Annotated in this window: 26 protein-coding genes and 1 tRNA gene; 11 read left to right on the top strand and 16 right to left on the bottom strand. The window is 65.1% G+C overall.

What is annotated here, in order from left to right; all coding sequences use genetic code 11:
* Window positions 1-218: 218 nt before the first annotated feature.
* Window positions 219-1,601 (top strand): glutamate decarboxylase, encoded by a 1,383-nt coding sequence (locus ABEA50_RS03615; protein WP_345493555.1) that lies wholly within the window; start codon window positions 219-221, stop codon window positions 1,599-1,601.
* A 116-nt stretch (window positions 1,602-1,717) separates the two neighbouring features.
* Here the strand turns inward: ABEA50_RS03615 and ABEA50_RS03620 are convergent, their stop codons facing one another.
* The 4 genes from ABEA50_RS03620 to ABEA50_RS03635 all read right to left on the bottom strand — a co-directional run bounded on the left by ABEA50_RS03620 (window position 1,718) and on the right by ABEA50_RS03635 (window position 6,326).
* On the bottom strand, window positions 1,718-2,419 hold the full coding sequence (locus ABEA50_RS03620) for a DUF2334 domain-containing protein (RefSeq protein WP_345493556.1): 702 nt from the start codon (window positions 2,417-2,419) through the stop codon (window positions 1,718-1,720).
* Window positions 2,420-2,492: 73 nt separating this feature from the next.
* Window positions 2,493-4,655: a S9 family peptidase gene (locus tag ABEA50_RS03625; RefSeq protein WP_345493557.1), complete on the bottom strand. Its 2,163-nt coding sequence runs from the start codon at window positions 4,653-4,655 to the stop codon at window positions 2,493-2,495.
* Window positions 4,656-4,778: 123 nt separating this feature from the next.
* On the bottom strand, window positions 4,779-5,753 hold the full coding sequence (locus tag ABEA50_RS03630) for an alpha/beta hydrolase (RefSeq protein WP_345493558.1): 975 nt from the start codon (window positions 5,751-5,753) through the stop codon (window positions 4,779-4,781).
* A 150-nt stretch (window positions 5,754-5,903) separates the two neighbouring features.
* Complete coding sequence (locus ABEA50_RS03635) at window positions 5,904-6,326, bottom strand: HIT family protein (protein WP_345493559.1); 423 nt, start codon at window positions 6,324-6,326, stop codon at window positions 5,904-5,906.
* A gap of 249 nt (window positions 6,327-6,575) precedes the next feature.
* Between ABEA50_RS03635 and ABEA50_RS03640 the strand changes: the two genes are divergently transcribed.
* Window positions 6,576-7,193, top strand: coding sequence for a hypothetical protein (locus ABEA50_RS03640; protein WP_345493560.1), 618 nt, complete (start codon window positions 6,576-6,578; stop codon window positions 7,191-7,193).
* A gap of 178 nt (window positions 7,194-7,371) precedes the next feature.
* On the opposite strand, the gene purB is transcribed toward ABEA50_RS03640, so the two are convergent.
* The 3 genes from purB to ABEA50_RS03655 all read right to left on the bottom strand — a co-directional run bounded on the left by purB (window position 7,372) and on the right by ABEA50_RS03655 (window position 10,755).
* A complete protein-coding gene (purB, locus tag ABEA50_RS03645; RefSeq protein WP_345493561.1) occupies window positions 7,372-8,793 on the bottom strand; it encodes an adenylosuccinate lyase in 1,422 nt (473 codons plus the stop codon).
* A 6-nt stretch (window positions 8,794-8,799) separates the two neighbouring features.
* On the bottom strand, window positions 8,800-9,438 hold the full coding sequence (locus ABEA50_RS03650) for a TetR/AcrR family transcriptional regulator (RefSeq protein ID WP_345493562.1): 639 nt from the start codon (window positions 9,436-9,438) through the stop codon (window positions 8,800-8,802).
* A gap of 147 nt (window positions 9,439-9,585) precedes the next feature.
* Window positions 9,586-10,755, bottom strand: a complete 1,170-nt coding sequence (locus tag ABEA50_RS03655; RefSeq protein WP_345493563.1) for a pyridoxal phosphate-dependent aminotransferase — start codon at window positions 10,753-10,755, stop codon at window positions 9,586-9,588.
* Between the two features lie 53 nt (window positions 10,756-10,808).
* Here ABEA50_RS03655 and ABEA50_RS03660 point away from each other — a divergent pair, with 53 nt between their 5' ends.
* Window positions 10,809-11,774, top strand: a complete 966-nt coding sequence (locus ABEA50_RS03660; RefSeq protein WP_345493565.1) for a M23 family metallopeptidase — start codon at window positions 10,809-10,811, stop codon at window positions 11,772-11,774.
* A gap of 463 nt (window positions 11,775-12,237) precedes the next feature.
* Here ABEA50_RS03660 and purD read toward each other — a convergent pair whose 3' ends face one another.
* Complete coding sequence (gene purD, locus ABEA50_RS03665; protein WP_345493566.1) at window positions 12,238-13,506, bottom strand: phosphoribosylamine--glycine ligase; 1,269 nt, start codon at window positions 13,504-13,506, stop codon at window positions 12,238-12,240.
* A 265-nt stretch (window positions 13,507-13,771) separates the two neighbouring features.
* Between purD and ABEA50_RS03670 the strand changes: the two genes are divergently transcribed.
* Together ABEA50_RS03670 and ABEA50_RS03675 are read left to right on the top strand one after the other, a co-directional pair.
* Complete coding sequence (locus ABEA50_RS03670; RefSeq protein WP_345493567.1) at window positions 13,772-14,149, top strand: PH domain-containing protein; 378 nt, start codon at window positions 13,772-13,774, stop codon at window positions 14,147-14,149.
* 218 nt (window positions 14,150-14,367) lie between these two features.
* Window positions 14,368-14,793: an HIT family protein gene (locus ABEA50_RS03675; protein ID WP_345493568.1), complete on the top strand. Its 426-nt coding sequence runs from the start codon at window positions 14,368-14,370 to the stop codon at window positions 14,791-14,793.
* Window positions 14,794-14,828: 35 nt separating this feature from the next.
* Here the strand turns inward: ABEA50_RS03675 and ABEA50_RS03680 are convergent, their stop codons facing one another.
* Window positions 14,829-15,353, bottom strand: coding sequence for a peptidoglycan recognition protein family protein (locus ABEA50_RS03680; RefSeq protein WP_345493569.1), 525 nt, complete (start codon window positions 15,351-15,353; stop codon window positions 14,829-14,831).
* A 32-nt stretch (window positions 15,354-15,385) separates the two neighbouring features.
* Window positions 15,386-16,018, bottom strand: a complete 633-nt coding sequence (locus tag ABEA50_RS03685) for a DUF1906 domain-containing protein (protein ID WP_345493570.1) — start codon at window positions 16,016-16,018, stop codon at window positions 15,386-15,388.
* A gap of 428 nt (window positions 16,019-16,446) precedes the next feature.
* On the opposite strand from ABEA50_RS03685, the gene ABEA50_RS03690 reads away from it, so the two are divergent.
* Window positions 16,447-16,659, top strand: a complete 213-nt coding sequence (locus tag ABEA50_RS03690) for a hypothetical protein (protein WP_345493571.1) — start codon at window positions 16,447-16,449, stop codon at window positions 16,657-16,659.
* On the top strand, window positions 16,656-17,105 hold the full coding sequence (locus ABEA50_RS03695) for a hypothetical protein (RefSeq protein ID WP_345493572.1): 450 nt from the start codon (window positions 16,656-16,658) through the stop codon (window positions 17,103-17,105). The genes ABEA50_RS03690 and ABEA50_RS03695 overlap by 4 nt, the downstream gene beginning before the upstream one ends.
* A 147-nt stretch (window positions 17,106-17,252) precedes the next feature.
* Here the strand turns inward: ABEA50_RS03695 and ABEA50_RS03700 are convergent, their stop codons facing one another.
* Complete coding sequence (locus tag ABEA50_RS03700) at window positions 17,253-17,603, bottom strand: hypothetical protein (protein WP_345493573.1); 351 nt, start codon at window positions 17,601-17,603, stop codon at window positions 17,253-17,255.
* Entirely contained in the window at window positions 17,600-17,905 is a 306-nt protein-coding gene (locus ABEA50_RS03705; protein WP_345493574.1) for a hypothetical protein, read from the bottom strand. The genes ABEA50_RS03700 and ABEA50_RS03705 overlap by 4 nt, the downstream gene beginning before the upstream one ends.
* A 188-nt stretch (window positions 17,906-18,093) precedes the next feature.
* Here ABEA50_RS03705 and ABEA50_RS03710 point away from each other — a divergent pair, with 188 nt between their 5' ends.
* Both ABEA50_RS03710 and ABEA50_RS03715 read left to right on the top strand, forming a co-directional pair.
* Window positions 18,094-19,323, top strand: coding sequence for a helix-turn-helix domain-containing protein (locus ABEA50_RS03710; protein WP_345493575.1), 1,230 nt, complete (start codon window positions 18,094-18,096; stop codon window positions 19,321-19,323).
* A gap of 273 nt (window positions 19,324-19,596) precedes the next feature.
* On the top strand, window positions 19,597-19,941 hold the full coding sequence (locus tag ABEA50_RS03715) for a hypothetical protein (RefSeq protein ID WP_345493576.1): 345 nt from the start codon (window positions 19,597-19,599) through the stop codon (window positions 19,939-19,941).
* Window positions 19,942-20,124: 183 nt separating this feature from the next.
* Here the strand turns inward: ABEA50_RS03715 and ABEA50_RS03720 are convergent, their stop codons facing one another.
* The 4 genes from ABEA50_RS03720 to ABEA50_RS03735 all read right to left on the bottom strand — a co-directional run bounded on the left by ABEA50_RS03720 (window position 20,125) and on the right by ABEA50_RS03735 (window position 22,722).
* Entirely contained in the window at window positions 20,125-21,075 is a 951-nt protein-coding gene (locus ABEA50_RS03720; protein WP_345493577.1) for a DUF3800 domain-containing protein, read from the bottom strand.
* 167 nt (window positions 21,076-21,242) lie between these two features.
* A tRNA-Thr gene (locus ABEA50_RS03725) sits at window positions 21,243-21,314 on the bottom strand.
* 120 nt (window positions 21,315-21,434) lie between these two features.
* On the bottom strand, window positions 21,435-21,674 hold the full coding sequence (locus ABEA50_RS03730) for an MbtH family protein (protein WP_345493578.1): 240 nt from the start codon (window positions 21,672-21,674) through the stop codon (window positions 21,435-21,437).
* Window positions 21,675-21,888: 214 nt separating this feature from the next.
* The gene (locus tag ABEA50_RS03735; RefSeq protein ID WP_345493579.1) at window positions 21,889-22,722 is read right to left on the bottom strand and encodes an alpha/beta fold hydrolase; all 834 of its coding nucleotides are present in this window, start codon (window positions 22,720-22,722) and stop codon (window positions 21,889-21,891) included.
* 168 nt (window positions 22,723-22,890) lie between these two features.
* Between ABEA50_RS03735 and ABEA50_RS03740 the strand changes: the two genes are divergently transcribed.
* Entirely contained in the window at window positions 22,891-23,061 is a 171-nt protein-coding gene (locus ABEA50_RS03740; protein WP_345493580.1) for a hypothetical protein, read from the top strand.
* Window positions 23,062-23,216: 155 nt separating this feature from the next.
* Window positions 23,217-24,824 carry an alpha,alpha-trehalose-phosphate synthase (UDP-forming) gene (locus ABEA50_RS03745; RefSeq protein WP_345494638.1) on the top strand — a complete coding sequence of 536 codons (1,608 nt, stop codon included), beginning with the start codon at window positions 23,217-23,219 and terminating at the stop codon, window positions 24,822-24,824.
* Window positions 24,825-24,833: the final 9 nt, after the last annotated feature.

Raw genomic sequence — 24,833 nt, forward strand, 5'->3', positions numbered from 1 at the left:
TTGTCGTCGGTTAGTCGTCGGATACTTCGATCGGCTCGTGAGCTCCCCCACCCGCAGTACGGCTCACTCTGGCATGAAAACGCCACCCGAGGCAGAAAAATACGGCACCAGCGCGCACCCGGTTTCTCGGGTGCCCCTTATCGACCACAGATAGAATTCAGCCACGGTTGTGCTGCTCGGCAAATATCACGCGACTCGATACCCGGAAGGCGATTTCGATGTCCGACACCGCAGACTCCGACGACCTGTTCGCCCTACCAGGGCTGGACCACGCCGCACCCAAGGCCGGTTTCCCGCCACAGGAACTCTTCGCGCAGGTCGCCTACGAGGTGGTGCACGACGAGTTGCTGCTCGACGGCGTCTCCAGGATGAATCTGGCGACGTTCTGCACCACCTGGCTCGACGATTCCGCGCGTCGGCTGATGAACGAATCGTTGGACAAGAACATCGTCGACAAGGACGAGTACCCGCAAACCGCCGAATTGGAGAAGCGCTGTGTGCGGATGATCGCCGATCTGTGGCACGCGCCCGACGCGGCGAACACCCTCGGCACCTCGACCACCGGGTCGAGTGAGGCGGCGATGCTCGGCGGTCTCGCGGCCAAGTTTCGGTGGCGCGCACGCGGCGGGAGCGGGACACCCAATTTCGTGTGCGGACCCGTTCAGGTGTGCTGGGAGAAATTCGCGCGGTATTTCGACATCGAGATCCGCCAGATTCCGCTGCGCGCCGACCGCCTGACCATGCACCCCGACGATGTGGTCGCGCACTGCGACGCGAACACCATCATGGTGGTCGCCACCTTCGGCCAGACCTTCACCGGACTGTTCGAGGACGTCGCGGGCGTCAGCGCGGCATTGGATCGGCTGCACGCGGGCGGTGGCCCGGATATCCCCGTGCACGTGGACGCGGCCAGCGGTGGCTTTCTCGCGCCGTTCACCGCACCGGAGGTGGAATGGGACTTCCGGTTGCCACGGGTGCGATCGATCAACGCCTCCGGCCACAAGACCGGTCTCGCTCCCCTGGGTGCGGGCTGGGCGATCTGGCGGGAGAAATCCGATCTACCCGCCGAACTGATCTTCGACGTGGACTATCTCGGCGGCAGCATGCCCACCTTCAACCTGAATTTCTCCAGGCCGGGTGGGCAGGTGATCACCCAGTACTACTGGTTCATCCGGCTCGGCCGCACCGGCTACACCAGGGTGCAATCGGCGATCTACGAGGTCACCCGCCACCTCGCCGAGGGATTGTCCCGACTGGGCCCGTTCGAGATGATGCACGACGGGCGCCCCGAACGCGGCATTACCGCCGTGTGCTGGCGGCTGCGGGGTGAGCAGGGGTTCAATCTCTACGACCTGTCGGATCGGCTGCGCGGCCGTGGCTGGTTGATCGCGGCGTATCCGCTGCCCGAGGGACGGGAGAACGAGACGATCATGCGCGCGGTGATCCGCCACGGCTTCACCCACGACATGGCCGATCTCTTGCTCGCCGATGTGCAGCGCTGCGTGAATCAGCTGGAACGCCATCCCTTTTCGACGTCACTCACGCGCGCCGAGTCCGGCGGGTTCACCCACAGCGCCAAGCCCGCGGTGCCGAACGCCTGACGCAGCGCCAGGCGGTGTGCACGGTCGGAGGGTGCGCCGCCGCTCGTTGTTCGCCGTTGTCGAGCGGCGGCGCCCCGATCAGCCGGGCGGGGTGGGTCGCACCCCGCCACGGACGTTCACGCCGCGCGTGCGAAAGTGACCGGCTCCCAGCCGTATACCGTGCCGGTGGCACCGTGCAACAGGGCCAGGTCGATCGCGTCCAGCATCGCCTGGTGCGGCCCCGACCGCGCCAGCTGAGCCGCCGAGACGGCAAGCCGAAGCACACCGCCGCGACGCGCCGTGCGCGCGGCGCCCATCACCAACGCGCGACACCACCACGGCTCGGCGCGAAACCCCTCGCCGATCCCGTACACCCTGGTCTTCTGCGCCACGTTTCGCTCGAGATCCAGAATCGAGGTGAGCCCGAGCGCCACCCGAAACCCGACCTCGGGCAACGCTTCCACCGCACCGGAGGACACATCCCAGCGCGGCGCGGCGAACAGTCGCGTGCGCAGCTCGGCCTGTTCCAGCACCCGATCCGCGGCGGTGAGCCGAAGCAACGCCTCATGCCTGGGCAGGGTCGCGAACTCGGCCCTGCGCCGTTTGGTCGCGGCCTGGTCGTAGCCGTGCAGCACGATCGCGTCACCGCGGGCCCTGCGTCCGCGCAACCACGCCTGGGTGGCGGGATCCTCGGCCAGCCGGTACTTGCCCTTCAACCTGGGCGCGACGAGCAACGACAGCGGCACACCCCGGCGATCGAGTTCCTCGGCGAATTCGATCGCCGTGTCCCGCGTGGTATCCCGGATTCCGGAAATCGAGACGAGCAGCTCACCGTTCATGCCTCCACCGTGCCAGGTGGACGTGTCCGTGACGTGCAGCCGGGATGACTACCCGACGAACACTCCTGCGGCCTTACCGGTCGGCGAGCCCGACGGTGTCGAGCAACCAGGCGAACTCGAACGCCACTTCCTTCCACTTCTCGTAGCGTCCGCTCACCCCGCCGTGGCCTGCCGACATCTCCGTCTTCAGCAGCAACGGCGCGTCATCGGTCTTGGTGGCGCGCAGCTTGGCGACCCACTTGGCCGGCTCCACATACAGCACCCTGGTGTCGTTGAGGCTGGTGCTGGCCAGAATCGCGGGGTAGGGCTTGGCCTCGATGTTCTCGTACGGCGAGTACGACTTCATGTAGGCGTAGACGTCCTTGTCCGCCAACGGATTTCCCCATTCGTCCCACTCGATGACCGTCAGTGGAAGCGAAGGGTCGAGGATCGAGGTGAGCGGGTCGACGAACGGAACGTTGGTGAGAATACCGGCGAACAGTTCCGGAGCGAGGTTGGCCACCGCGCCGACCAGCAGCCCGCCCGCGCTGCCACCGTCGGCGACGAGACCCTCCGCCGTCGTCACCCCGGCATCGATGAGATGCTGTGCGCAGGAGACGAAGTCGGTGAAGGTGTTCTTCTTGGTGAGCGTCTTGCCGTTGTCGTACCAGAGCCTGCCCATCTCGCCACCACCGCGCACGTGCGCGACCGCGAACACCATGCCGCGCTCCAGCAGCGACAGTCGTGCGACCGAGAACGACGGGTCCATGCTCGCCTCGTAGGAGCCATAGCCGTACAGCAGTAAGGGTTTCGGGCCGACCGCCGCCGCGTCGCGCTTCCAGACCAACGAGATCGGGATCCGGGTGCCGTCCGCCGCCGTCGCCCAATCACGCTGCTGTACATAGTCTTCGACGTCATAGCCGCCGAGCACCGGCTGCTCCCTGCGCAACAGCAACTCGCCGGTGGCCGGGACGTAATCGAAGACCTGCACCGGGGAGATGAACGAGGTCAGCCCGATGCGCAGCGTCGGCTGCTCCCATTCCGGATTGGCGCCCGCGCCGACCGCGAACAGTTCCAGATCGAATTCCAGTTCGTGGCGCTGGCCGTACCCGGATTCGGTCAACGGCCAGATCGCGATCCTGGTCAGCGCCTCGCGCCGGTAGCTGAGCACCAAATGGTCCGCGAAGGCGTCGACGTCCTCCAACCGCACGTCGTCGCGGTGACCGATCAGCAACGTCAGGTTCGTCGGGTCGCTCGCCGGTGCGTCGGCGAGGACGAAATTCTCCGCCTTCACTCCGTCGACGACATCGTTGTGCAGGATCAGGAACCGGTCTTCCCCGGCGACCACGGCGTGTTCGGCCGAGTACTCCACACCCTCTCTCCGCGGCAGCAGCGCACGGAATTCGCCTTCGGGAGTGGCGGATTCGAGCACACGGCACTCCGAGGTGATCTTGGAGCCGATCCAGATCATCAGGTACTTCTCCGAGCGGGTGGTGCCGATGCTCACCCAGTAACGCTCGTCGGGCTCGTGGAAGACCTGCACGTCGTCCTCGGTGCTGCCGAGGCGGTGGCGCCACACGGTGTCGGGCCGCCACGACTCGTCCACCGTCTGATAGAAGACGTGCGTGCCATCCAGCGACCAGGTAGCGCCCGGCGCGGTGCCACTGACCTCGTCGGCAAGCAGTTCGCCTGTCCGTAAGTCCTTGAACCGCAACACATAGCGTTCGTCGCCGACGGTGTCCACCGAGTAGGCCAGCAGCGCGCCGTCCTGGGTCACCGAGAACGCGCCCAGCGCGAAGAAATCGTGGTCGGCGGCGAGTTCATTGCTGTCGAGCAGCACCTGCTCGCCGGACACCTCGGTGTCGGCTTCCAGCCGGGGCGGGGTCCACGCGTCGATCCCCTCGGCGCTCGCGTCGATCGGGCACCGGCACTGCACCGCGTACTGCTTGCCCTCGAAACTGCGTGAGTAGTACCAGAAGTCGCCGCTGCGGGTGGGCACCGACAGGTCGGTCTCCTGCGTGCGGGCCTTGATCTCGTCGAAGATCCGTCCGCGCAGGCTCTCCAGGTGCGCGGTCTTCGCCTCGGTGTAGACGTTCTCCGCCTCGAGGTAACCGATGACCTCGGGGTTGTCCTTGTCGCGCAGCCATTCGTATTCGTCGACGAACACGTCACCGTGGTGTTCTCGCCGTGTCGGCACCTTTTTCGCGATCGGCGCGTCGAGGTTCGAGACCGTTTCGGTACCACTGTCGAATGCCATGCGGTCCACCGTAGCGGCGTGCCCGCCACCGGCGACGCACTACCCGATAAAGCCGCTGATCAGCATCGAGACGCCTCGAGCGAGAGCCGCCCAGAACGCGAGCGAGGCGCTGGGAACCGGTGGTTACGCGCCGATCGCCGCGCGCAGCATCGGCCAGGACTTGTGCAGATCGTCTTTCCAGTACGACCAGGAGTGCGTGCCGACCGGGCTGTAATCGATCCGCGCGGGGATGCCCAGCGCGCGCAGCCGCTGATCGAAGGCGACGGTGCAGGTGTTGACACCCATTTCGACCGGGCCGCCGAGGACGATGTTCTCCGCGAGTTGCGGTTTGATCTCCGTCTCGTGCTGGCCGGGAATTCCGGTGCCGGTGGACAGGTAGAGCGTCTTGCCGCGCAGGCGCTCGGCCATCAGCGCGGGATCGTGTTCGGCCCAGGCGGGACTTCCGGCCGGACCCCACATGTTCAGCGGATTACCGCCGCGGTTGGCGATGGAGAACATCACCGCGCCCGCGGCCATGCCACTGTCTGGGCAGGCGCTGTAGCCCGCGACAGCCTGATACAACTCCGGATTTCGGGCGGCAAGGATGTAGGCCGCGTTGCCGCCCATGGATAGGCCGCCGATCGCGTTGACTCCGTTGCCGTCGAAGCTCGCGTCGATCAGCGGTGGTAGCTCCTCGGTGAGGAAGGTTTCCCACATGTAGCGCCCGAAGTGCGGGTCGTCGTGCTGCCAGTCGGTGTAGTAGCTGGCCTGGCCGCCGATCGGGAGCACCACATTGACGTTGGACCCCGCGAACAGCTGCTCGGCGTCGGTGGCGTTGGTCCAGGTGCTTTGCCCGACGCCGGGGTCGAGACCGTCGAGCAGGTAGTAGGCCGGGCGCGCTCCCCCGCCCGCCGGGTGCAATACCTGCACCTGGATGGTCTGCCCCATGGCCGGCGAGTCCACGAAGACCGCGGATTTGGTGGGGCTCAGCTCGTCGACCCGCGCGATACGCGCCGCCGAGGCGGTCGCCGGATGCACCGCGGGCAACCCCACCGCGGCAAGCACAAAGGTCAGCACTGCAACAGCAATCGGTGTTCGCCGCACGGTCACTACCTCCATCACACCACGATAAAACCGGTCAAGGGCGGCTCAAACCTAGCTCAGCGCACCCCTTCGAGCGGAATTTTCGGCATTACCGTTTCGCTATAGCAAACTCTTCGTTGCGCAACAGATTTCACTCCAGCCTCACAGGTCACAGGCGTCATCGACTCAGCTGTCCAGCGCACCCCGGATCGACCCGGCCAGATAGTCCAGGTCGGCACGCTGCGGATGGGTCGGTCGACCCCGCAGTCCGAAGCCGTCACCCGCCGTCCGCGGGATCACATGCAGGTGCACATGGAACACCTCCTGCCCTGCGGTGACCCCGTCGGCGAGAAAGAGATTCACCCCGTCACACCCGATGACGCTGCCCCGCAACGCCGCCGCCAACCGCTGCCCCACCTGGAACAACTTCCCCCCGACCTCGGGATCGAGCTCCGCGAGACTGCGCGCGGCCACCTTCGGTATCACCAACAGATGCCCCGGCGTGAACGGCCGAATATCCATGAACGCCAACACATCCGCGTCCTCGTATACCTTGCTGGCAGGCGCACGCCCCGCGACAATTTCCCCAAACACCGTGTACGGATCCACATCCCGCACCCTAGACCCGCACGAGCGACCTGATCGCGCTACCCGCAAGCCGCACCATCGCACCGCCGACGATGCCACACCCCTACACCACTTTGGGACACTGAAACACACACGCACCCAACATGAACCATCAGCAATAGACGATGCACATGAGCCACACGAGGCGCTCTAGGATCGATCGATCGATGCGATTCGATGCGGCCCGAGGCCATCATCGTGGCCGATGCCTACCGCCGAACCAAGGCACCGGTGGCCTATCTGGACGAGTCGTACCAGACTCATAATCGAGACATCCATCCCACGCAGACGTTCTACGTCTTCACAGCTGTAGTTGTGCGCCAACCGGATATGTGTGAGCTGAGGGTCGGGTTGCGAGAGATCGTCGGTGGCGATTACTGGCACTCCACCGAGGCGCTGCAACATCACGATGGCAGGTCGGCGATGAGAGACATGCTGGAATTCCTTGCCGAGGGGTCCGAACCCTGTGTAATCGCCCACCGAGTACCTGTGGCAGCCGACGACCGTGACGGCGAGGCCGCACGTCGCGCATGCTATCGAGGCATCGCCATGGAACTCACAGTCGGCGGCGACGGCCTATGCGAGCCAGTGGAACTACTGGTACTCGAAGAACGCAATCAGCAGAACTTCCGAAACAAGGATCGCGCCAACCACAGAGAACTCGTAGCTCAGCACTCGCACCTTCGGAACGTCCGACTGCTGCAAACTTCACCGAAGTTCGAGCACTTGCTCTGGCTTCCGGGTGTGGTGTCGTCTGCCTACAGACGGAGCATCACACACCATGACATCACCGCACGGCTGTTCGGCATCATCGAACACCGAGTACATCTTGTGAAGCCGATGGAGTGAAGTTTCTTCCCAGGAAAATGGAGCAGCCCCCGGCTGCCGTAGCTACACCGAGGGCCAGACCGACTGTCGAGGCATACGCCCGGAGAGCCAGTTCCTTGCTCTGAATCGAGATTAGCACGGAAACCGTGCGTCTGAGCCGCACGTTCGACCCAACCTGGCACCGGTCACGCGAGGGGTCCTACAAGATCGGTGACGGCGTGTATTTCGCCGCGTCGGGATACTGCTCGACGAGGGTGTTCACCCGTGCGACGACCGCGTCGACCTGGCTTTCCGCGGCGCCGATGAAGGCGGCCTTGTCGGCGAGGGCGGCGTCGAGGGCGGCGCGGTCCAGGGGGAGGCGGGGGTCGTCGGCGAGGCGGTCGAGCAGGTTGGGCTCGATGCCCTGCTCGCGCATCGCGAGGGCGACGGCGACGGCGTGCTCCTTGATCGCCTCGTGGGCGCTCTCCCGCCCTACTCCGCCGCGCACCGCGGCCATCAGGATGCGGGTGGTGGCGAGGAAGGGCAGGTAGCGGTCGAGTTCGCGCGCGACCACCGCGGGGTAGGCGCCGAATTCCTCCAGCACCGTGAGGAAGGTTTCCATCATGCCGTCGATCGCGAAGAAGGCGTCGGGCAGCGCGACCCTGCGCACCACCGAGCAGAACACGTCACCTTCGTTCCACTGGGCGCCCGCCAGTTCCGCCGTCATCGAGGCGTAGCCACGCAACACCACCTGCAAGCCGTTGACCCGTTCACACGAGCGGGTGTTCATCTTGTGCGGCATCGCCGAACTGCCGACCTGACCCGGCTGGAACCCCTCGGTGACCAGCTCGTTTCCCGCCATCAACCGAATCGTGTGCGCGAACGACGACGGTCCCGCTCCCACCTGCACCAGTGCGGAGAGCACGTCGTGGTCGAGCGAGCGCGGATACACCTGCCCGACGCTGGTGAGCACGTCCGCGAAACCGAGGTGCCCGGCCACCTGCCGTTCCAGCGTGGCGAGCGCCGCGTGATCGCCGCCGAGCAGGTCGAGCATGTCCTGCGCGGTGCCCATCGGCCCCTTGATGCCGCGCAGCGGGTAGCGGTCGATCAGCTCACGCAATCGGGTGAGCGCGAACAGCAATTCGTCTGCGGCCGAAGCGAATCGCTTGCCGAGCGTGGTGGCCTGTGCGGCGACATTGTGCGAACGACCCGCCATCACCAAGGTCTGATATTGCGCGGCGCGCTCGGCCAACCGAGCGGCGATCGCGACACCGTGCGCGTGCACATGTTCGAGCGAGAGCCGAACCTGGAGTTGTTCGACATTCTCGGTGAGGTCACGACTGGTCATGCCCTTGTGCACGTGCTCGTGTCCGGCGAGCGCGTTGAACTCCTCGATCCGCGCCTTCACATCGTGGCGGGTGACGCGCTCACGCTCGGCGATGGAGGCGAGGTCGACCTGCTCGAGCACGCGGGCGTAGTCGTCGATCACCCCCGCTGGCACCGTGACGCCGAGCTCTGATTGCGCACGCAACACCTCCAACCAGAGGCGGCGTTCGAGCACGATCTTGTTCTCCGGCGACCACAGCCGAACCAATTCGGGGCTGGCGTAACGGGTGGCGAGGACGTTCGGGACAAGGCTCACGTTCGGTCAGTCTAGTGTGCGCATCCGGTCGGCCTGCTGCGGCGTCGGTGGGGCGACGATGTCGATGACCTCCAATAACGCCGCACGCGCGATCCGACGCGGGTCGGGGTCCATCTCGGTGATCGCTCCGACCGCGGCGCCGTCCACCACCGCGACCAGCCGGCGCAGCTGTTCGGGGCGCACCATCCGGTCCGAACGGCGCAGTACATCGGCGAGCAGTTCGTCGAGCTGACTGCGTAATCGCAGCTGCACCTCGCGCAGTTCGGGATGCCGCGCCGAAGCCACCGAGCGCTCGTAGCGCGCGATCAGCTGCTCACGCGCGCTTTCGTCGTGGGTGCCGGTACCGACCAACAGGTCGAGGACAAGTTCCACGGTCGCATCGGCGGCGCGGCGGCGATGACTCACCTCGCCGACCCTGCGCCGCATCGCGTCCAATTCGCTGTTGCCGCCGAACTCGACGGCACGCGCGATCAGGTCGTCGAGGGATTCGAAGTAGTAGGTGGTGGAAGCCAGGGGGAGGTCGGCACGAGTCGCGACAGACCGATGCCGCACCGCCTCGAAACCACCTTCGAGGAGTAGTTCAGCGGCGGCGGCCACCAAAGCTTGGCGACGCCGTTCACCTTTCGGGGTCGTCGCGGTAATCACCGTGCCATCGTGCCAGTCGTCATCAGTTCTTCCGAGGGAATTGGGTGAGGAAAAGCAACCAAAATTGTTTTTACCGCATCCGCGCGTCCATGGTGCCGGACTGCGGAAAGTTGTTGCCGTACTTCATGATCAATCCGAGGCTCTCGATCATGCCCGCAGATATCGAGCAAGTCGAACCAGAGCCGTTTCAATATCGGCCGTCGCACCCGCGAATGAGAAACGTACCGTGCGATGCCCATTCGCGGTATCGAAATCGATGCCCGGCGCCAGTGCGACACCGGTGCCGTCGAGCACCTCGGCGCACCACTGCCGGGAATCATCGGTGAGATGACCGATATCAGCGTAAGCATAGAAGGCGCCGTCGGCGGGCGCCAGGTCGGTGATACCCAGTTTCGGCAATCCGTCCAGCAGCAGTCGCCGATTCAACGCGTAACGCCGAACATGGTCGTCCAGTTCCGTTTTCGCCTCGGCGTCGAACGCGTGTACCGCGGCGAACTGTGAGATCGCGGGCGGGCAGACGGTCAGATTCGAGGCCAGTCGTTGCAGTGCGGGACGCAGCTGCTCCGGCACCAGCATCCAGCCCAGCCGCCACCCGGTCATCGAGAAGTATTTCGAGACCGACCCGATCACCACCGCCTCCCGCGAGGTCTCCCACGCCGAGGCGGTAGGACTGTCACCGTCCCGTTCGCCATAGGTGATGCCGTGGTAGATCTCGTCGGAGATGAGCAAGGTGCCGTTCGCCTCGCACCACCGCGCTACCGCGGCCAATTCGTCCGGCGCGATCATGGTGCCGGTCGGATTGGCCGGACTCGCCACCACCAAGCCCGCGGGCGGCTGCGGCAAGGCTTCCAGCATCGCGACCGTCGGCTGAAACCTGGTCTCGGCGCCGCATTCGAGCTCGAGCACTCGACAACCGAGCGCGGTCAAGGTGTTTCGATACGCGGGGTAGCCGGGACGCGCCACCACAACCGTGTCGCCGGGGTCGAAGGCGGCGAGAAACAGCAGCGAGAACGCGCCGGAGGACCCGGTCGTCACGACCACCTCGTCCGGGTCGACCGGGTACCCGTAGGTCGCGGCGTGATGTTCGGCGATCGCGGCACGCAGCGCCAGGATGCCGAACGTCTCCGTGTAGCCGAACAGCTCGTCGTCGATCGCCGCCCTGGTCGCGCGCAGCACCGGTGCGGGAGCGGGCGTCGAAGGCTGTCCCGCGGCGAGAACGAGCACGTCACCGTGGGTTCGCGCGCGCTGCGCCGCGGCCTTCCACACGTCCATCACGTAGAAGGGCGGGATCGTCGACCGGTGAGATTGTCGTGGCACCCGACCGACGGTAGAGCACCGCCGCACGCACGGTCCGAGATATGGTCGGCCCAATGCTCGAGGAAGTGGATCGACCAGGGCTCGACCGGGCCAGGACAGCGGGTGGCATCGGGGTCATTCCGCGAGGTCCGCGCGCCTTCCTGCGCGAACGCCGTTCGTGGCGAGGACGTGTCGACTGGTCGAAGGTGCGCGCGTCGGCCCACCCCCTGTCCGTATGGCATCGGCTCGACCTGCCGGGACGCTGGAACAACCGACCCGATCGCGACGAACTGGTCGCCGTCCTGCGCGCGCACCGGGTACTGATCGCCGCCCTCGTGGCGGTCGCCGCGCTCACGGCCGGTGACACCACCTTCGGCGGCCTGACCACCGATCGCACTCCGTTACCCGGTGCGGCGCAACGCGTCGCGGTCACCCATCCGCTGCTGGTGGCGTCCACACCGTCGTCGGTGCGCCGATACCTGAACGCCATCGCCACCGGCGAACATCTGCGCGAACAAGGCGTCGTCACCGATGCGGCCCGCGCCACCCTGGAACGCGCCAAAGCCGAGGCCGCCGCGGCGATCTCGGGCCAGCAGCAGCCGTGGCTCTCGGCGGGTGGCGCTACCGGCCCCGGCTCGATCCCGCCGGGCGTCGGCGGCTACGTGCTGCCCGCGATCGGCACCTTCACCTCCGGGTTCGGTTCCCGCTGGGGTACTTTCCACGCGGGCATCGACATCGCGGGCCCGATCGGCACGCCGATCTACGCCGTCGCCAACGGCACCGTCATCGACGCGGGTCCGGCACAGGGTTTCGGACTGTGGGTACGCATCCGCCACGACGACGGCAGCATCACCGTCTACGGCCACATGTATGACTTCTTCGTCTCGGTCGGCGAACGCGTGCCCGCGGGTCTGCAAATCGCGCGCGTCGGCAACCGGGGCGACTCCACCGGCCCGCACCTGCATTTCGAGGTCGTCCTCAACGGCGAGCACGTCGACCCGCAACGCTGGCTCGCGCTACACGGGCTCAACCTCGGCTGATCGTGGGTGCCGGAGTACCCGCGAACGAGGCCACGCCAGCGAGTAGACCGCCTTCAGGCGCCAGCGGCGCGCGTGGGGCGGCTCGCGGTCATGGATCGCGCCGGCGGGGCGAGTACCGTTTCGCCAGCATGGCCCAGCTCCGCTATGGCACACAGGGATTCGTCGGTGCGGGCAGGCGTCGCGCGCGGCCCGAGAAGTGCGAGCGCACGGCGTGCGGACACGAATGCCGATCGACCGGCTTCGCATCGTCGAGCCCACCAACCGCAGCTTCTCGCGGCGAGACCCACCCGAGTACTACGCGATCCGGTCGGGGGTTGCGGCCCGCGAGACCAGCCAACCAGCGAAACCCTCGGCGCCCACGGGAACGGCACCGCGCGCCTTCTCGATCCCTCGGCGGCGTGCCCGCTAGCGACCGTGGCAGCGCACGGCCACGAAAAGACCTACGTGACAGTCTGATTCGTGACTATACGCTGATGTCGTTCGACACCGCCGCGAGCGCGATGTCGGTGCGGAAGTGGCTGCCGGGCAGCTTGATCGTCGCGAGACGGTCGTAGGCGTGCGCGCGGGCCTCGGCGAGATCGGCGCCGGTCGCCACCACATTGAGCACCCGGCCACCCGAGGAGACCAGCGCGCCGTCGCGCGCGGCGGTTCCCGCGTGCAGAACTGTCGCCGCATCGCTCGACGAGCCGTCGCCCGTCCCCGAGATCACGTCGCCGAGGCGCGGCGCGCCGGGATAGTTCTCCGCCGCGAGCACCACGGTCACCGCAGCACCGTCACGCCAGCGCGGCGCGTCGAGCTCGGCGAGGGTGCCCTTGGCCGTGGCGTCGAGCAGTTCGCCGAGCGGGCTTTCCAGCAGCGCGAGCACCGCCTGGGTCTCGGGATCACCGAAACGACAATTGAATTCGATGACCGCGGGGCCTTCCTCACCGACCGCGAGGCCCGCGTACAGCAGCCCGGAGAATCCGTTGTCACGGCGCACCAACTCGGCCGCGACCGGACGCACCACCTGCTCGACGATGTCGGTGAGCACGGTTTCCGGCAGCCACGGCAGCGGCGCGTAGGCACCCATTCCGCCGGTGTTCGGCCCGGTGTCACCGTCACCGACGCGCTTGTGATCTTGCGCGGGCAGCAGTGGCACCACGGTCGCGCCGTCGACCAGGCAGAACAGCGAAACCTCCGGACCGTCGAGGAACGATTCCAGCAGCACGGGGTGCCCCTGTTCCAGCAGGTCCGCAGCATGCACGCGGGCTGCGGAACGATCCTTGGTCACCACGACGCCCTTGCCAGCGGCGAGGCCATCGTCCTTCACCACCCAGGTCGGGCCGAAGCGGTCCAATGCCGCGTCCAATTCGGCGGGATTGTCGACGATCTCGCTGTGTGCGGTTTTCACCCCGGCGGCCGACATCACGTCCTTGGCGAATGCCTTGGAGCCTTCGATCCGCGCCGCGGCGGCCGACGGCCCGAAGCAGGCGAATCCCGCGTCGCGGACAGCGTCGGCGACGCCGAGCACCAACGGCACCTCGGGGCCGATCACCACCAGGTCGGCGGCGACCTTCTTGGCGACCGCGACCACCGACTCCCCCGAGGTCGGATCCACCGCCTCCAGCTGCGCCAGTTGACCGATCCCTGGATTGCCGGGAGCGGCGAACACTTCCCGCACCGAAGGATCCCGACGCAGGGCAGCGACCAGGGCATGTTCACGGGCTCCAGCACCGATGACGAGTACGCGCACGCGCAACAGCCTAAAGCGCCTGCGATCGCCACGAGAATTTAGCCCGGTTTAGTCAACTCCCCGACAGGTGGTGTTCAGATTCGACGCCCGAGACGGGAAATCCCACGCCCGAAATGACGCGTACGTACCGATCTCGAAATGTGTTGTCGCTGGCGGCCTGTCCGGCTTCGGCGGAGGATGATGGTAGGCGACAGCGGTGTTGGCGCGGGCGAACACGGCCACGCGCCGACCCAGCGCCGAACCACCCGAAGGATGTGGGGCGAGGATGAGTCTGATCAACGGGATGATGGGCAACGCCGGGCGGATCGAACCCGCCGCGGCACAGCGGGAATACGCCAAGCTGCTTGGCAACGGCGAACAGATCTACGCCGCCTACCTGCTGGTCCGCGACGCCATGCTCTTCACGAACCGACGACTGATCCTGGTCGACAAGCAGGGCGTCACCGGCCGCAAGGTCAGCTATCACAGCGTCCCCTACCGGGCGATTACCCACTTCTCGGTGGAAACCGCGGGCACCTTCGACCTCGACGCCGAACTCGCCATCTGGATCTCCGGCACCGAGGAGCCGTTGCAGAAGCGCTTCAACCGGCAGGTGGATATCTACGAGGTGCAGGGCATTCTGTCGCACTTCGTCGCGGTCTGAACCGCAATCGTCCGGCGGCGAATGGAAGGACACGACGTTCGTCACCCGCCGGGTCGGCGTTCATTCGCCGCGAGCCGTCGGGCAAAGTATCGACGGCACCGGGCCTTCGCGGCCTCGAGCGAAGCCGGAGCGCGTCCGGATTCCTCGCGGTTCGTCGACGAGCCGCCGTAGCTCGGCGCAGGTGTAGGCCACGCCGCGCGCCGACTACTCTGCGGGGCATGGCTTCCGTATTCAGCGCGATCATCGCAGGTCAGATTCCCGGCCGATTCGTGTGGGAGGACGAGGAATTCGTCGGCTTCCTCACCATCGCACCGGTCACCCCCGGGCACACACTCATCGTGCCGCGCGCGGAGATCGACCAGTGGCAGGACGTCGATCCCGGTGTATTCGCCAGGATCAACGGCGTCGCCCAGAAGGTCGGCCGCGCCGTGCGCTCCGCGTGGGAGGCCCCGCGTGCCGGTCTGCTGATCGCGGGCCTGGAAGTGCCACACCTGCACGTCCACGTGTTCCCCGCGTTCACCATGGGCAATTTCGATATCTCGGGGGCCGACACCGAGCCGTCGCCGGAATCTCTCGACGAGGCGCAATCCAAGATCAAAACAGCATTGCGCGAACTCGGTTACGGCGCGAACGTTCCTGATTAAACACTAACGTTTCACAACAGATGTCGCCGCGCGAATTACGGCGCGAAATCAGCGACGTCGGCACCGAATACGTCCCAGGGGAAATTCGGGCCGACATCGACGTGTGTTCCGATACCGAGACATTCGGTGACGTACTTGTGATCGGTGATGCCCTCGCGTCGCTCATACGGCGGCGCGATCACATCGGTGGCGAAACCGTATTTCCCGGCATCCTGTACCGCGATCCATGCGGCGATGCGAATATCATCGCGAATGTTCAACCATTCGTCTCGACTCCACGCCGAACGGCTGCCCGCGAAACATAGGTTGATGGTGTACGGATTCGCGTCCAGCACAGACCAACTCGCCAGGTCGGTATCGACGACGTCCACCACCACGGCACCAGCGAGCGTGTAGTGATAGCTCACGCCGTTGTCCGGATTGTTGAGGTAGTCCGCCAGGCTCTCCGCCGTCCCGTTGCCCTCCTGGGTATGGATGACGAAGTTCGTGACCCGGGTACCGCCTCGGCCGGAGGCGGAGTTTCCCATGCGTTCGATCTCTGTGTAGTTCGGCTTGTCCACGACGTACCTCCGAAGCTCGCTCGATCCGAGAGTCACTGCTGTGCCACTCCTTTCGACCACTGTCCGTAGTCCTCGCGCAATACGGTGTCGACGTCGATGCCGACGCCGTCGATCTGGTCGTCGTCCACCCGGATCTGATGCAGGTGGGCGGCAGGATGGTCGCCGTTGAGCGCGGGATCACCCGACCAGTTGTGCTGCCAGAACCAGCGGGCGACACCGTCTTCCACCGCCCAGTCGATGCACCTGGCGTTCGCGTATACCCCCACCCACTCCGGGCCGACCACCGAAGCCCATCCGCGCAGAAACGGTGCGATCAGCGAATTCCATTGCTCCAACGTGGGATTGGCATCCACCGGGGCATACAGCGGTCTGCACTCGGGTCCACCCGCCGCACGGTGATAGTCCACCGCGGTTCGCGCGTGCCGCACCCCCGCGTCATAACCACCCATCCAGTCGGCGGTGTCACCCTTGCCGTACTGGTAGTTCGACACCACTTCCAGCCCGATCGCACGGAGCCGATCGCAGTAATCCTTACGCAATGGCTTCGCCCCGAAGTTCGACCCCGGCCGCGAATCACTGAAATACCCGATGACTCCGACGTATCCGGCATCCTTGATCGCCTGTGGTTCGATCAGCGCTGCGGAAAAATCGACAAGCTCAGTCATCACACCCCCTATTGATCCTCGCGTCGACTTGGCCCCGACGCCCGCTCGCACCGCTACCCCGGTGCGAGCGTCGCCGCAGGAGGCCGACACGCCTGTCGATGAGGTCCCTCCCCGGCAAATGCCAGACAATGCTCATCTCAACAACTTTCGTCGCACAACCATCGGACGCCGCGACAAGCCGTCCACCCGCCGCGGACCGGCGAGCAGCAGACTTCACGACCTATCTGGTATTCGGAGCCGCTTGTCACCAGGATGCCCCCTGCGCAAGGAATTCACACTCATCCCCAAGTGAACTCCATAGCGCCACAACCACTCTCCTGAGCAAGATCACGTATCCCCCAGTGCATCAGTCTTTTTCGACCCCGAATCTCCCACCAACGTGCCCGCTCTTCCCGGCGAGCCCAGGGCAGAGGTCCATAACAAACTCTGTGACGAAGCGCAGGGACATCATCAAGACGATCCGTGACGCAGCCAAGAAGCAAGGGCTCGCTACTGAGGTCACGGAGAGCGGGAACCACACCATCGTGATCGTTGACGGTATGAAAATCCCCCTACCTCGACATAATGAGGTTCGCGAGATGACGACCCGCGGCATCTACAAGCAAGCTGCCGAGAAACTCGGAGAGGACTGGTGGAGATGAGCACCTATACCGCACGGGTTACCCGCGACCAAGATGCCTGGATGGTGACGGTACCCGAGGTCAACCGGGTCACACAGGCACTCAACCTGCGCCAGGTCGAAGGCATGGCAAGAGATCTCGTCGCAGTCATGACCGACTCCGAGCCGGACTCGTTCGATCTCGTCATCGAATGGCCCGACCATATCGCTGGAGCACTCGACGCATATCAGGCCGCTGGAATAGAAGCCGACCAGGCGGCCGAACGAGCGACGAAGGCACGACGCGATACAGCTGCCATGTTGCAGGCCGAAGGCGCGACCGTGCGCGATATCGGCGCGCTGATGGGCGTTTCATTCCAGCGTGCGCAGCAGATTATCGAGTCCGGTCGCGAACGCGAGCAAGGACGGCGCACGAAGTCGGTGCGATCCAAGAAGGCCACGAAGAGACATCGTGCGACAGCGAACTGAGCCCGAACCGTCGACCTCACCCGCACAACTCGCGAGCGGAGTTAGCCGGACGCGCCAACACATCGCCGTCACGTGCGGCAATAGCGTAGGTGCGTCCGGTTCGTCCAGCCGAGTCGTAACGTGACAACTTCGGGCGGAATACCAGTTTCACATTTCCGACGGTGACTTGCCCCGGTACGGGACCTCGTAGGCGTCGAATGTCCGCTCCGGATACAGCGTCGTCACCCCATCTATCTCGGCAAGCAGAGCACGCACCACCGCCGCTGGTAAGTGCTCGAGCGTCGGGATGAACACCGCCACCGCGTTCATCCGACGTATCAAGTCGAACAGGTGCGCGGTGCGATTCGGTGTGCTCGAGGTATGTGTGAGGATCAACGCCATGTGGTAGCCGTACCGAGTTGCCAACGCGGACAACCATTTCGCATCCCACTGGCGCCTCTCGCCGGACAGGTCGGTACGGAGGTAGCCGATGGCCACGAGAGATTCGTCTTCGCTCATCGCTCGACCCGCGCATCGGGAGTCGCGTGTCCGGCGTCGACCATCGTCCAGAACGCCGCGTATTTGTCCGGGCACGTCGCGATATCGCAGTTGATCCGAACCTGCATCACCCGGTGCGCCTGCTCGACCGTGTACGGAACCTGCGGCGCCGCATGGCACGTGCGGTTCAAGATCTCGGCCACCGGCACAGCACCCGGCACCTCGGTCGGGCGATCGAGTAGCCACGGCAACACCCAGAACACCGTCACCAACAGCACAAGCGTCCCGAAAACCACGATCACGGTGACACCGAACTCACCCATCTTCACCCCTTTGTCCCCTGCCGATTGGTAGGCACTCGACGCCAAGAGCCAACGTCGGAGAAAACGGGCTCACTCCGGCGGCGAGTGCGAATTGCACGCTATGACCAGCGGATTGGGCGATCGGGTACATTCCGTACCCCGTGCATTTACGGTTACGCTTGAAGTGACGGACCGGCGGGAGGGTTGCTGTGACTCACGATCCCAACGAGGACGAACCCATCGGCGCGCGCATCAAGAGGCACCGTGAACGTGCTGGCATGTCGCGCCCAGTCCTGGCTGGACTGGTGGGAAGGTCGGCCGAGTGGGTGAAAGCCGTGGAGAACGGTCGCCTGCGCTCGCCCCGGTTACCCATGTTGTTGCGCATCGCACGGGCGGTCGACATCGCGGACTTGGCGGTGTTGACCGGCAATGGTCACGCCGTTCCGGTCTCGGTCTTCGCGGGCGAACGACATTCGGCGCTGTTCTCCGTGCGATCGGCACTCACTGATTTCCGTATCGCCCCGCCCAGCCGTCCGCCGAGCATCGAACACCTGGCGGTCCGTCTGCAACAGGCATGGCATGTGCGCCACGCGAGCCCGGACCATCGCACCCAATTGGGCGCGCTGCTGCCGGGTCTGATCAGGGATGCGCAAGGAGCGGCCCGTGCGGTCGGCGCCGATCGTCGAACGGCGCGGAAGGTCCTGGCGGGCGTGTACCAACTCACCGACTTCTATGTCGCCTATCAGCCCGCACCAGAGCTGGTTTGGTTGGTCGCCGACCGAGGACTGAACGAAGGCTACGAAGCCGACGACCCGTACGTGATCGCCTGCGGGGCATGGGCAATGACCCAGGCACTGCGAGATTCGGGCCGATGGGAGGAGGCGATCGACCTGTCCCGCTCCTCGATAACCCGACTCGCCCCATACCTCGAACGTGACGAGACCTCAGACGACTGGCGCGGTATCGCGGGTGCGTTGGAAGCCGAGATCGCCTACGTGCACGCACGTCGTGGCCGTCACGGCGAGGCGTGGGAATCATGGGAACGTGCCGACGCCACCGCCAAGAAACTCGGACCGTCCTACCGCCACATCCAAACATCGTTCTCGACCTCGGTAATGGCCGCGCACGCAACCACATTGGGCGTGGAGCTGCACCGAGCCGGAGAGGCATTGCGCTCGGCAGCGACGTTCGACGCCGATCAGATCGTGTCACTACCCCGACGGAGTCGGCACTTCATCGAGGTTGCCCGCGCCCACTCTCAACGCGGCGAGTCAGTAGCGACATTGGCATTGCTGACAAAGTCCGAACGCACAGCCCCCGAAACCATCAAATACAACGGCTACGCTCGCGACATGCTGCTCAAACTCTCCCAGCGACCCCCATCGGGGATGCGGAGCGACGTCAACGACCTCTGCCACCGCGTCGGCATCGCGAGCTGATCCGGCGACGGATTGGGGGGACGACGACATGTGACTGGGTCGCGTCGGCCCGCACACCAGGCGACCGCGAATACGGGCAGACCGCCACGGGCGTCGCGCGAACCCGTCGCGTGGCGCAGCGCCGGATCTCGACCACAAGGCAGGGACTACCGCTCGTAGACCTCTTCGGTTCGTTGTCAAGCTGCCCACAGATCAATTCTGCGCGGTCCTTTTTGTGCGACAATGCACGTAGATCGTGGTTTATCAGTCCACGGGCTCGAAAGGAGACAGAGGATGCTGCGGACTACGAAAGACCTGCGCGGCAAGCTGATGCTGCTTCGGGTCGTGGCTTTGCTCGAAGATGGCTCGGTGAGGTTGGACGACCCCGCTGTCGCGGAAAGCCTTGAAGGCCTCAAACGTGAGGTGACCGGGCCCAGCATGTGGAACAGTGTCGAGCTCTGGGAACGTTGGATCAGGACCAAGGACCGCGCCGCGATCATTGCCCTGCAAGAGCGCGACGATGAGACCTCGATTCGTCTGCGGAACCTCTCGCCACTGAATGTCTTGCTCAGCGAGAACGACCGCATCGAGATCCTACGAGAGGTGCACGGTCCCGCTCGGGCACTATTGAGTGCGTGAATCGCGACCAACTGGACCTGGCGGTCCGCGCCGCATGCGCTCACCTGAACGAACCGTACGTGGTGGTGTTCGGCTCGCAGTCGATCCTAGGCACCTATGAAGACTGGGTCGGTCGGTGACCATTGCTCACGGAGGGCTTCGGGGCTGACTCCGGGTGATTCGCATCGAATCACCCGGGCTGGTCTATGAACCTTCCGACGTCGGTTGCAGTGGTGTACCGACAAGGGTCTGTTGTTGTAGCGCCGTCACACGACTCTCCAACAGATCCCTACGCACGGCATCGAACGGGCAGTCCTTGTACAGCCGCAAAGACGGCTGGTTGTTGAGGTTGTCCCGAACCACGATCCCGCCAGCATGACGCCCGTTCGGCCCTGCGTACCGATGCTCTAAGAGGCGCAGCTTCGGCCCGAATCGCTCCCGGACCTCGCCATAGCTTTCGTTGAGATGGATGTTGTTGATCAGCCCCTGTGAGTAGGCGAAACACGCCATCGGGAACAGCAAAGCGGACGCCAGCAAATCAGCTATCTGGAGCGCCACATGCGCATCGGAGTGGCCGAAGACAGGGCTCTCGACCAAGCTAGGGTATGGATTACCTCCCGCCCGAAAACGCGCCGTGGTCATACGGTGCACCGACGGTACGTTCTTGGACTTGGTTCGAGCGTCCAAGATCATGGCGCCCGAGGTGTTGGCGGCTCTCAGCTGAGCTTCGAACTGCTCAGCGATATGCGCGACGGTGTCCGAATAGACCCACCGCGTCAGCGGGGTCGTGCCCTTGACATGAACCTCGCCTACGATCTTGGCATTGCTGTCCTCGAGAAGACAGAGCGTTTCTTCTACCAGTCGGTACACAGCACGTCGAGCGTTCCGACCGCCATCCCTGACGTTTTTTCGCAGGTCTGAGCCCTTCACCTCATGCGTGATCAGATCGCTCAGCTTGACCGAGGGCTTCGCGAGGGCCGGGTGAAATTTCTTCTTGAGCTGCAAAAAGTTGTAAACCATGCCATGAACGCGCGCGCGGCTGACAACGATCCCAGCGATGACGAGTACCGGCGGATCCGTCGGTGTTCGTAATGCCTGTTCGTCGCCTGATTCATCGAGGTAGCACAGAAGCACCGAGTAATAGTTGCTGAACATGATGGGCGGGCACAACTAAGGCCACCCCAATGGGGTGGCCTTAGGATCTGCCGCACGGTGTGCGACGGTTGCTTTTGCACCTCCATGATGGCAAGTGCGGAGCAAAACCGCAACCAACGCTTCGGCCCCGTCGGCCTGCGGTTCTCGGCCGGGCCAGAGCCCATTTGAGCCCCCTGTCAGGATTGAACTGACGACCTTTCGCTTACAAGGCGAGTGCTCTACCACTGAGCTAAGGAGGCGAGGGTTGTGATCGTAGCTGGGGCACACCTACTGCGTGACACCGGGTTTGGTGCCACGCAGTAGTGGAGTTCATCCAGCGGTCCCGCCGGTGAGCCGGGGCTCACGACAGGAGGGACGGCTCAGGACTGGGAAGCGCGGGCCGCGTCGTCGGCCGCCATCGCATCGCGCAGGCTCTTGGGACGCATATCGGTCCAGTTCTTGTCGACGTACTCGACGCAGGCCGCCCGGCTGTCTTCGCCGAAGACAACGCGCCAGCCGGCAGGGACCTCCGCGAAGGCGGGCCACAGCGAGTGCTGCTCTTCGTCGTTGACCAGGACGAAGAACCGGCCGTCTTCATCATCGAACGGATTGGTGCTCATTTCACCTCACTGGTATACGGGCACTGTGTTGGGATACGCACTGTCTGTGTTCGGGGGTGCTCCTCGCCCCGACCGACACCCGTTGGTGAACAACGGGGCAGGTACCGAACCGCGAGCGCTGTTCGACCCCGCGAGTTAGTTCGACCTTAGCAATCGAGACGTTACGAGTAATCACGACGTTACGCGACAGCGGTCGCCTTCGGCTAGCGGCGGATCAGCTGGCGAAGAAGTCGAGCAGGATCTTGTTGACCGCCTCCGGGCGCTCCAGGTAACCGAAGTGTCCGGCGTCGGGCACCTCCTGGTAGCGCCCTCCGGGGATGACGTCGGCGACTTCCCTGGTCAGGTAGGGCGGAATCATCCGATCGTCGGCGAACCCGACCGCGAGCGAGGGCACCTTGATGCCCCGGTACGCCTGCACCCTGTCGAAGTCGCGATCCATCTTGCGTTGCGCACGAATACCGGGGGTGACGGGACCGCCGGTGAACTCGAACAGGTCCAGCCAGTCCCGGGCGGTGTTGTGGTCGGCCAGGGTCGCCGGTGAGAGATTCAGCACGGCGGTGAGCGCGGCGTCGTACTTCGGCGGGAGCTTGGTGCCCGCCGCGTCGAGCTCGCGCTCGCCGAGCGACAACGTCTTCTGGAACAGGTCGAAACGACCGTGTCCCGCCATGAACACCGCCTTACGCACCAATTCCGGCCTGGTCAATGCCAATTCCTGGGTCACCCGCGCACCCATGGATGTGCCCGCCACCAGCGCGGGACCCTCGTCGAGGAATTCGATCAGCGCCGCGGTGTCGGCGACGAGTTGATCGATGGTCATGCCGTCGGCGGCCTCGAACGAGGGCGCGATGCCACGATTGTCGAAGGTGCACACGCGGTAACCCGCGGCGACCAGCGCGGGAACCTGATGCAGTTCCCACACCCGGCCGGGACTTCCCGTGCCCATGATCAACACGACGAGCGGCCCGCCACCCTTGGTGTCGGTGCCCTTGGCCCGATCTCCCTTGATCTGATAGTTCAGGGATATACCGTTCACCGTGGCCAGCGGCATCGTCGACCCTTTCCGTAGAGTTGGTGCTGCGTCTCCACGGTATAGGGGCGCTGGCGGCCCGAACATCGGGCCTTCAGGAATGGGATGCGGGTGCCAGCGGCTCCCGGCCGTGCCAGATACCATTATTTTTTCGCACGTACGAGCGTACCGAGCCGGGAGGACTTGAAGATGGCCGCGAAGGGCAGCGCGAACGACATCGCGGACGACGATCTGGAACCACTCGCCGACGAGACCGCGCGGCAGGCGCAGCGCGTCGTCGCCGCCTACGCCGAGGACGCCGACGAGTGCCGGATGCTGTTGTCGATGCTCGGCATCGGGCCGAGCGTGCGCGTGGAATGAGCTGGGACGCGGTGCGGTCTCCCGCCCACCGCGATCGCAGCGCTCAACACGCCTGAAAAGAGGCACTCGGTCGCCTCGACCGCACAGACGCCAATGGCGACGTCGACTGCACAACTCCAGCGGGAACCAGCGCAAAGGATGCGTGAGTGGACCAGATGAATTCGTCCGATGCCGCCGACAACACCGCCGAAATCCCGGCCTCCGCCCAGGCAGCAGACAGCGCGGACTCCGTGGAGCACACGGAAGACACGGCATACGGTGCGAGCACCGGTCCCGCCGAATCGGGTTCGGGCTTCGTCGTGGTCGCCAACCGGCTGCCCGTCGACCTGGAAACTCTCCCGGACGGCACGCGGCGCTGGAAACGCAGTCCCGGCGGCCTGGTCACCGCGCTGGAACCGGTGTTGCGCAACAACAAGGGCTCGTGGGTCGGCTGGGCCGGGGTTCCCGATGTGGAGGTCGACCCGATCATCGAAGACGGGCTCGAGCTGCACCCCGTGCCGCTGACCGCGCGTGAGGTCGGCGACTACTACGAGGGTTTCTCCAACGGCACCCTGTGGCCGCTGTATCACGACGTGATCGTGCGCCCGGTGTACGACCGCAACTGGTGGTCGGCATACGTGACGGTGAATCGGCGCTTCGCCGAGGCGACCGCGAAGGTTGCCGCCGAGGGCGCCACGGTATGGGTGCAGGACTACCAGTTGCAGCTGGTGCCGAAGATGCTTCGCATGTTGCGGCCCGACTTGACCATCGGCTTCTTCCTGCATATCCCGTTTCCCCCGGTCGAGCTGTTCATGCAGATGCCGTGGCGCACGGAGATCGTGGAGGGTCTGCTCGGTGCCGACCTGATCGGCTTCCATTTGCCGGGTGGCGCGCAGAATTTTCTGTACCTGGCCAGACGACTGGCCGGGCAGCCGACCTCACGCGGGACCATCGGGGTGCGCTCGAAGATGGGCGTCGTGCAGGTGGGTTTCCGCAAGGTGCGCGTCGGCGCGTTCCCGATCTCGATCGCCTCGGCGCATCTGGACGAACAGGCCAGGCGCAAGTCGATCCGCGAACGCGCCGCCAAGATTCGCGCCGAGTTGGGGAATCCGAAGAACATCCTGCTGGGCGTCGACCGGCTCGACTACACCAAGGGCATCGACATCCGGCTCAACGCGCTGGAGGAGTTGCTGCTGGACGGTCGGGTGGACCCGGCCGAGACCGTGATGGTCCAGCTGGCGACGCCGAGCCGCGAGCGCGTGGAAAGCTACATCCAGATGCGTGGCGACATCGAACGCCAGGTGGGTCGGATCAACGGCGAGTTCGCGCGGGTCGGTTTCCCGGTGGTGCATTACCTACACCGCCCCATCCACCGTGACGAGTTGATCGCCTTCTTCGTCGCCGCCGACGTGATGCTGGTGACCCCGCTGCGTGACGGTATGAACCTGGTCGCCAAGGAATACGTCGCCTGCCGCAGCGGCCTCAACGGCGCACTGGTACTGAGTGAATTCACCGGCGCCGCAGCCGAATTGCGTCAGTCCTATCTCTGCAATCCACACGATCTCGACAGCGTGAAGGACGCGATCGCCTCCGCACTGGAGGACGACACCGATACCAAGCGCCGCCGCATGCGTGCTCTGCGCCGCCAAGTATTGGCCCACGACGTCGATCGATGGGCGCGCGCCTTCCTCGACGCCCTGGCCCAGGACCAGGTGTCGGGCAACACCCTGCTCGGTGACGGCGACAACCACGAGAGCCCGGACGACCGGCCGACCTCGCGCTGAGCCGCACCG

Origin of the sequence: Nocardia callitridis, from assembly GCF_039543305.1 — a bacterium.
Lineage (GTDB): Bacteria > Actinomycetota > Actinomycetes > Mycobacteriales > Mycobacteriaceae > Nocardia > Nocardia callitridis.